Below are 7413 nucleotides of genomic sequence, written 5' to 3' on the forward strand. Positions count from 1 at the left end.
TCGAGATATGTCCATCCATCGAAAAAGCGCAACAACGAGTGCGGGCCAGCCTGAATGACCCGAAGGGCGTGGCCTGAAGCGCACATCTGCTGCGCCTTGCCTCTCGGAAAGGGAGCCACCCTGACCATCAAGACAAGACGCAACAGCTGCACGCTTCAGGCCACGCTGAGCATGCAAGGAGTTTTTCAGAGGTTCCCTAGCACCTTTCCTGTCTTTGCAGTCGAGGCCGTGATTCGTATGCGGTTCGGCTGCAGGGCATGCTGCTACGGCAGCCTCATCAGCCGGCCGACCAATGCTGGCAATGCCGTTTCCACGCGTAAGATTCTTGCTCCGAAACGGTGACAGGCAAATCCCTGTCGCTGCAGCATATCCACTTCATAATCCGTCCAGCCTCCCTCCGGGCCCACGGCCAGTGTGACTGGCTCGCTCAGGTCACAGGGAAGGGTGGGGTAATCATCCCCTGGGTGAGCAAGGATGCGCTGGCCACTACCGGCCCATTTACCCAGTGAATCTTCCACAAAGGGTTTAAAGCGGGGGGCCAGAATCAGCTCTGGCAACCGGGTATCTCGTGCCTGCTCCAGCCCGAGGATCATCTTCTCGCGCAACAGGTCGGCTTTCAGGTTGGGGGTTTGCCAGTAGCTCTTGTCCACCTTCCAGCTGTTGATCAGCACAATGCGTTTAATGCCGAGGCTGGTGGCATCAATGAGAATGCGTTTGAGCATTTTGGGCCGGGGCAGGGCCATCAACAAGGAAAGCGGCAAGGGGGGCATTGGTTGAGATTCTGGTTTAAATTCAACCAATACTTCATTGTTTTTTATTGACTTTATAGTGGCAAAGCCTGTGCTTTCGCCCAACAGTCCGGCTCGACATTGCTGCCCCTCGGCCAGCTTGAGCACCGTGCGCACATGATCACATTGGCGGGCATTCAGGCGCCAGAGGGCGTCGTACAGGTGTTGGTCTGGATGCAGCAGCAGCAAATTCATGGCGCGAATTATGGCACACCGTGTGGCGCGTCAGAACAAGCGTTTAGGACGGCGAGGGGCTGCGTTGTGAACAGGCCGGTTGACGATCTGTTGACGCAAATCACTGTTTCCTTGGCTATTATAGCCCTTTGCCCGGCGCCACTGGATTGCTAGAGTGTGCCGCCTGATCACCCGTTCCATTAACTGTTCAGTTTGGAGAATTTCATGCAGTTTCAGGGTACTGACCAATATGTGGCCACAGATGACCTGAAAATGGCCGTGAACGCAGCCATTGCCCTCAAGCGCCCGCTGCTTATCAAGGGCGAGCCCGGCACCGGCAAAACGCTGCTGGCCGAACAGGTCGCTGAATCCCTGGGCCTGCCACTGCTGTCGTGGAACGTGAAGTCCACCACCAAGGCACAGCAGGGCCTGTATGAATACGATGCAGTATCGCGCCTGCGTGATTCCCAGCTCGGCGCCGAAGGGGTCGAGGATGTGTCCAACTACCTGAAGAAGGGCAAGCTCTGGGAAGCCTTTACCCATGAAGGTCAGGTGGTCCTGCTGATCGACGAGGTCGACAAGGCCGATATCGAATTCCCCAACGATCTGCTCCAGGAGCTGGATCGGATGGAGTTCTTTGTTTATGAAACCGGCGAACTGATCAAGGCAGAACAGCGCCCGATCGTGATCATTACCTCCAACAATGAGAAAGAGCTGCCGGACGCCTTCCTGCGCCGCTGCTTCTTCCATTACATCAACTTCCCCGATGCGGCGACCATGCAGGCCATCGTGGATGTGCATTTCCCCGAGATCAAAAAGAACCTGGTGAGTGAAGCGCTGGAAATCTTCTTTGATCTGCGCAAGGTGCCGGGCCTGAAGAAGAAACCCTCCACCAGCGAGCTGATCGACTGGCTCAAGCTGTTGATGGCCGACGATATTCCGGAAGATATCCTGCGTAGCCGTGACACCAAGAGCGCGATTCCGCCCCTGTACGGCGCGTTGCTCAAGAACGAATCGGATGTACAGCTCCTCGAGCGTCTGGCGTTCATGAATCGCCGCGAAAGCTAACCGGTCCACGGGCAGACTATGCTTATTGGTTTTTTCGAAAATCTGCGTCGCTACCGGGTGCCTGTCACCCTGCGCGAGCTGCTGGATTTATTCGATGCGCTGCATGCGCATGTGGCGTTTGGCTCCATTGAGGATTTCTACCTCCTGAGCCGGGCGGTCATGGTGAAAGACGAAAAGTACTATGACCGCTTTGATCAGGCGTTTGCCAACTACTTTGAAGGCCTGGAAAACCTGGAGCCGGACTGGCTCAGCAAGGTGATCCCCGATGAGTGGCTACGCAAAGAGCTGGAAAAGAACCTGAGCCCGGAGGAATTCGAGAAGCTCAAGGGGCTCGGCAGCCTGGAAAAAATCATGGACGAGCTGCGCAAGCGGCTTGAAGAGCAGGAAAAACGTCACCAGGGCGGCAACAAGTGGGTTGGCACCGGCGGCACCAGCCCGTTCGGTGGTTACGGCGAAAACCCCGAAGGGGTTCGCATGACTGGCCCTTCACGGAACAAGAAAGCCGTGAAAGTCTGGGAGAAACGGGAGTTCCGCAATCTGGATGATTCCGTGGAGCTGGGCACCCGCAACATCAAGCTGGCCATGCGTCGTCTACGCAAGTTTGCCCGCACCGGTCGCGATGAAGAGCTGGACATGGACGACACCATTTCGTCCACCGCCCGTAACGCCGGGCTGCTCGACATCAAGATGCGCCCGGAAAAGGAAAACCGCGTCAAAGTGCTGATCTTCTTTGATATCGGTGGTTCCATGGACCCCTATGTGAAGCTGTGCGAAGAGCTGTTCTCCGCTGCCCGCGCAGAGTTCAAGCACATGGAGTATTTCTACTTCCACAACTTCATCTATGAGTACGTCTGGAAAGATAATCGCCGTCGCTGGGACGAGAAAATCTCCACCTGGGACGTGCTGCACAAGTATGGCAGCGACTACAAGGTGATCTTTGTGGGTGACGCGGCCATGAGCCCCTACGAGGTCAACTCGGTGGGCGGTAGCGTGGAACACTGGAACGAAGAGCCTGGCGCTGTCTGGTTTCAGCGAGTCACCGACACCTATGAGAAAGTAGTGTGGCTGAACCCGGAACCGGAACGCGCCTGGCAGATGACCACCTCCACCCAGTGGATCAAACAGCTCTGCGAACACCATATGTTCCCGCTGACCATTGAAGGGCTTGAGAAAGCAATGCGCCAGCTGAGCAAATAAACAGAGCGGAGGCGCCCCGGGATGGCGCAAGGCCAGCCCGGGCATCCTTGCTGACGCGACCTCGCGGTTCTTGGCAATTCAATGCAGCTAGTTTCATTCCGCCCGTCAATTTTTTACCTTTTATGCACCAATAAACAGCACGTTTAGTGGTTGCCACCCCAACAGTTCCGTATCCTGCGCGCCTTCCACGCGTCGCCAGACCGAATTTACCCCGCTCACAAGGCTGGGCAGAGGAAAGGGCGATGCCACTTTGAGCGCCCACCGTGATCCGGTGGACCTTCAGGAGATCTTCATGTCCAGGGTGAAAACCACCGCCTGGATGACTGCTTTCAGCCTTGCCGCACTGACCAGCGCCGCCCATGGGGACAACACCCAGGCTGAAATCCGTCGTCTGCAATCCGAGCTCGACCAGCTCAAATCCCGTCTCGGCGATGAGGCCGACTCGTCCTCATTGAATTGGCCGCCGCTCACCGTATTCGGCAGCGTCAGCGTTGACGCCATCTATGATGACAAGGATGCCGGCTTCGACGAACTACTGATTCCCAGCACGATTCCCGGTGGCGACACGGATCAGCAGAATTTCGTCATGAGTGCCAAGAACAGCCGCTTTGGCTTTCAGGTGGGAGAGGATAGCGGCCCGCACATGGTCTTTGCCATGGACCTGTTCGGCAGCCTGGACCGGTATGAGCTGCGTATCCGCGATTTTTATTTTGAAAACGGGCCGTTGCGTGCAGGTTACGGCTTCACCGCCTTGCTGGATGGCGCTGCCTGGCCGCTCACGCTGGATGCTCAGGGCCCCAATAGTGCCATCTTTGCGCGTCAAACCGGTGTGCGCTGGCAGGGAGAGCGCTTGACCCTGGCCCTGGAAGATCCGAACAGTGAAGTCTACGATCCCACCAACGCGACCAGCGCTGCGGGTCGCAGACCCGATGCCATCGCTACCTGGAAACAGGGCTTGCCCGCCGGGCACATCAAGCTGGGTGTGGTGAACCGTGAAATCGGTGTGGAATTCGCGGATGGCGACCAGCAATTTGCCAGCGCAACGGGTGGCGTGGCCAGTGCCGCCATCAACGTTAGCGACAACGTCAAACTGCTTGCCAATGGCAGTTACGGTCAGGGCATGGCGCATTACTACAATGACCTGTCCGGCTTTGGCGACAGCGGCATGGACGGCTATGTCTACGCCGGCAGGGATCTGCAGCCTCTGCTGGCACAAGGCGGCTATCTGGGTTCTCAGTGGCAGCTCAATCCCGCCTGGACCCTGGCCATGGTCGCCGGGGAAGTCACTATCGAGTCCGACACTGCCTTGCCGGCCGAGGCGCTGCGGCGCACCCGCTACGGGACACTGACAGCGGTACATCAATACACGCCAGCCTTGAGCTATGGTGCGGAGCTGTCATACGGATTGCGTGACAATCAGGGTGGAGACCGCAGCGAGGCGCCGCGGGTACAGTTCAATATGACGTACCGGTTTGCGCACACCAGCCGTCCGGTCGAATAAGGCACAGCAGGACTCAGGGCTGGCTCAGCCCCCGTTGGTATCCATTACCGTGTCGGTGGGATACTGAGCCACCTTGGTTTCTTCAGGGGTTCTTCCCACCAGATTTTTCTGCTTCCAGGTACCGCGTTTAAACCATACCCAGGCAACCAGCGCCGACAGAAAGGCTTGAACCGGATAGGAAATCCACACTCCGGCCACGCCCAGTTGCGTGCGCTCTGTGAGTAACCAGGCAATCGGGAACTGCAACACCCAAAGGGAAATCAAGGCGATGGCCATGGCGGCGAGCGTGTTGCCCGAGCCGCGAAAGGCTCCGGTGACCACAATCTGGGCGCCGAGCAGGCCGTAGGAGAGGGCGGTGATGCGAACAAAGCGGGCGCCTTCTTCGATAACTGCGACCTCGCCGGGCACGAACAGCTCAACCAGCGGCGCGGCAAGGAAGAAACTGACCACCCCAACCAACGTCAAGCTCGTCAGTGCCAGTGCGCCGCTGAGGTACGTCGTGTGTTCCGCGCGTTCCAGCTGCCCGGCGCCCACGTTTTGCCCCACCACCGTGGAGGTGGCTTGTGAGAGACCCAGCGCTGGAATAATCACAAAACTCAGCATCCGCGACCCAATGCCGTAAGCGGCCAGCGCAACGGTGCCGAACCCGGCCACCAGGATGGTCATTAGCATCAGCCCCAGTGCCCGGGTTGCCTGTTCCACGGCGGCAGGCAGCCCCAGCCGGAACAACTGCCACAACATGGGCAAATCCGGGCGCATGTGCAAACGGGCAAGCTGAATGCCATAGCGCCCCGAGAACAGCATAAACAAACCGATCACCGCGGCCAGGCCCTGGGTAGCCAGGGTTGCGGCTGCCGCGCCACTAACGCCAAGGGCCGGCACCGGGCCATAACCAAGAATCAGCAACGGATCGAGCCCAAAATTAAGCAGCACCGTCCCCGCAACGATCAGTAAAGGTGTCTTTACATCCCCGACGCCACGCATCAGCGACTGAAAAATCACATAGGCAAACATGAACGGCAGCCCGAGAAAAGACACCTGTAGATAGGACGTGGCGTGGGGCTGCACGGATGCCGATGCACCGAGAAACGCCACCAGCGGTGCCGCAATAAAATAGCCAATGGCAGCGAGCAATAAGGAGAGGGCGATTACGCCCATCAATGCCTGTGCGGCCACATGGTTGACCGCATCCAGATCACCGCGCCCCTTGTTCTGGGCAACCAGAATTGTTCCGGCAACGGCAAGGCCAATTCCCAACGAGATAAGGAAAAACAAAACGGGGAAGCTGAGCGACACCGCAGCAACGGCATCCGCCCCCAGTCGGCCGACCCAGAACGTGTCGGTAAGCTGGTAGGCCGTCTGCAGAAGATTCGCGAAGACAATCGGAATCGCCAGGGTCAACAGCGCGCGGGTAATGGAGCCCTGGATCAGGCTAGGAGTGTCTTGGGCCACAAGGTCTCCAGGCATGCACTAGGAACGGGTTGCTGAAGGAAGTAATTTCCTCTGTCAGCAATCCTACTCGAAATGCTTACGACAGACGCAACAACTGTTGCGTACGAATCAGTGGCGAGGGTGGACCAATAAAGATGTAACCATAACGGCAATTACTCTATTTAACATAATATACATTATGCGTATCAATGGGTGTTATGGGCACACAACGAAATTCCCGTTGGGTTATCCACCACGCTCCTCTAGAGCGCCCACACAACGCAAAGCTTGTAATCATTAACGGTTAGTATTTGCATCTGGACGCCCCGGCCAGTTAAATCGCGTTAGTCTGGGTGCTATCGCCATTACACTGTTCTACTGCCGGAGTTTCTGCTGTCTATGCTCGCGCTGCGTTTCTGCCTGCTTGTCTCTTTTTGCCTGCCACTGATAACGCAGGCCAATCCGGTACCGGTTTCCGTCGCCACAGTGGAAATGCAGAAACCGGTTCGTGAACTGCTGATCAATGGCACCCTGGCAGCCGATCAGTCCGCCCGGCTCTCTGCCTCAGTGGCTGGCCTGGTGAGCAAATTGAACGTAGATATCGGCTCCCGGGTTGAGTCTGGCGACGTGCTGCTGACGCTGGACGCCGAGATTAACCGGCTAACCTTGCAACAGGCAAAAGCCAGCCATAAACAGCAGGCAACCACGCTGGCGGATTTACAGCGGCAATTGGATGAAGCCAGTAGCCTGATTGCTCGCCGCAGTATCGCCGCCAGCGAAGTCCGCAGTCTGGAATCCCAGGTGGAGGCCAGCAAGGCGGCTCTGGCGGCCAGTCAGGCCGAGGTGGGCCGCCAGCAAGCGTTGCTTCAGCGCCACACTCTGAAAGCGCCGTTTCCGGGGGTTATCAGCGCCAAGCTGACCGAGGTGGGCGAATGGGTGGTGCCCGGTACGCCAGTGCTTGAGTTGGTGGGTACAGGTTCTCTGCATGCAGATTTCGCGGTGCCTCAGCGTTATTACTCCCAGATCAATACAGGCACCCCGCTTACGATTCGTCAGGAAAAGGCAGGCACCCAAACCCAGGCAGCCGGCGAACGGACCATGGCCGCGAAGATAACGGCTATTGTGCCGGTGAATGACCCGGCCGCCCGAACATTCACCCTGCGGGCAAGCCTGAATTCGAAAGATCTAACCCCGGGCATGGCCGTATTCGGCAACCTGGCCATTCAGGCCCCGAATGCGGAGCCGGTGGTGCCC

The 7413-nt window shown here is 57.8% G+C and carries 6 protein-coding genes; 4 read left to right on the forward strand and 2 right to left on the reverse strand.

The window, feature by feature from the left end; genetic code table 11:
* Positions 1-263: 263 nt before the first annotated feature.
* Positions 264-983, reverse strand: coding sequence for a 16S rRNA (uracil(1498)-N(3))-methyltransferase (locus A3730_RS01530; protein WP_063520927.1), 720 nt, complete (start codon positions 981-983; stop codon positions 264-266).
* A gap of 204 nt (positions 984-1187) precedes the next feature.
* Between A3730_RS01530 and A3730_RS01535 the strand changes: the two genes are divergently transcribed.
* From A3730_RS01535 to A3730_RS01545, 3 genes are all read left to right on the forward strand, one after another.
* On the forward strand, positions 1188-2030 hold the full coding sequence (locus tag A3730_RS01535) for a MoxR family ATPase (protein ID WP_063520928.1): 843 nt from the start codon (positions 1188-1190) through the stop codon (positions 2028-2030).
* A gap of 18 nt (positions 2031-2048) precedes the next feature.
* Positions 2049-3227, forward strand: coding sequence for a VWA domain-containing protein (locus A3730_RS01540; protein WP_063520929.1), 1179 nt, complete (start codon positions 2049-2051; stop codon positions 3225-3227).
* A 292-nt stretch (positions 3228-3519) separates the two neighbouring features.
* Positions 3520-4728, forward strand: coding sequence for a hypothetical protein (locus A3730_RS01545; protein WP_063520930.1), 1209 nt, complete (start codon positions 3520-3522; stop codon positions 4726-4728).
* Between the two features lie 24 nt (positions 4729-4752).
* Here A3730_RS01545 and A3730_RS01550 read toward each other — a convergent pair whose 3' ends face one another.
* Positions 4753-6180, reverse strand: a complete 1428-nt coding sequence (locus tag A3730_RS01550; RefSeq protein ID WP_082872220.1) for an MATE family efflux transporter — start codon at positions 6178-6180, stop codon at positions 4753-4755.
* Between the two features lie 378 nt (positions 6181-6558).
* On the opposite strand from A3730_RS01550, the gene A3730_RS01555 reads away from it, so the two are divergent.
* The coding region (locus tag A3730_RS01555) for an efflux RND transporter periplasmic adaptor subunit (RefSeq protein WP_063537327.1) at positions 6559-7413 on the forward strand (855 nt) is incomplete at its 3' end.

Source organism: Alcanivorax sp. HI0044 (genome assembly GCF_001634945.1).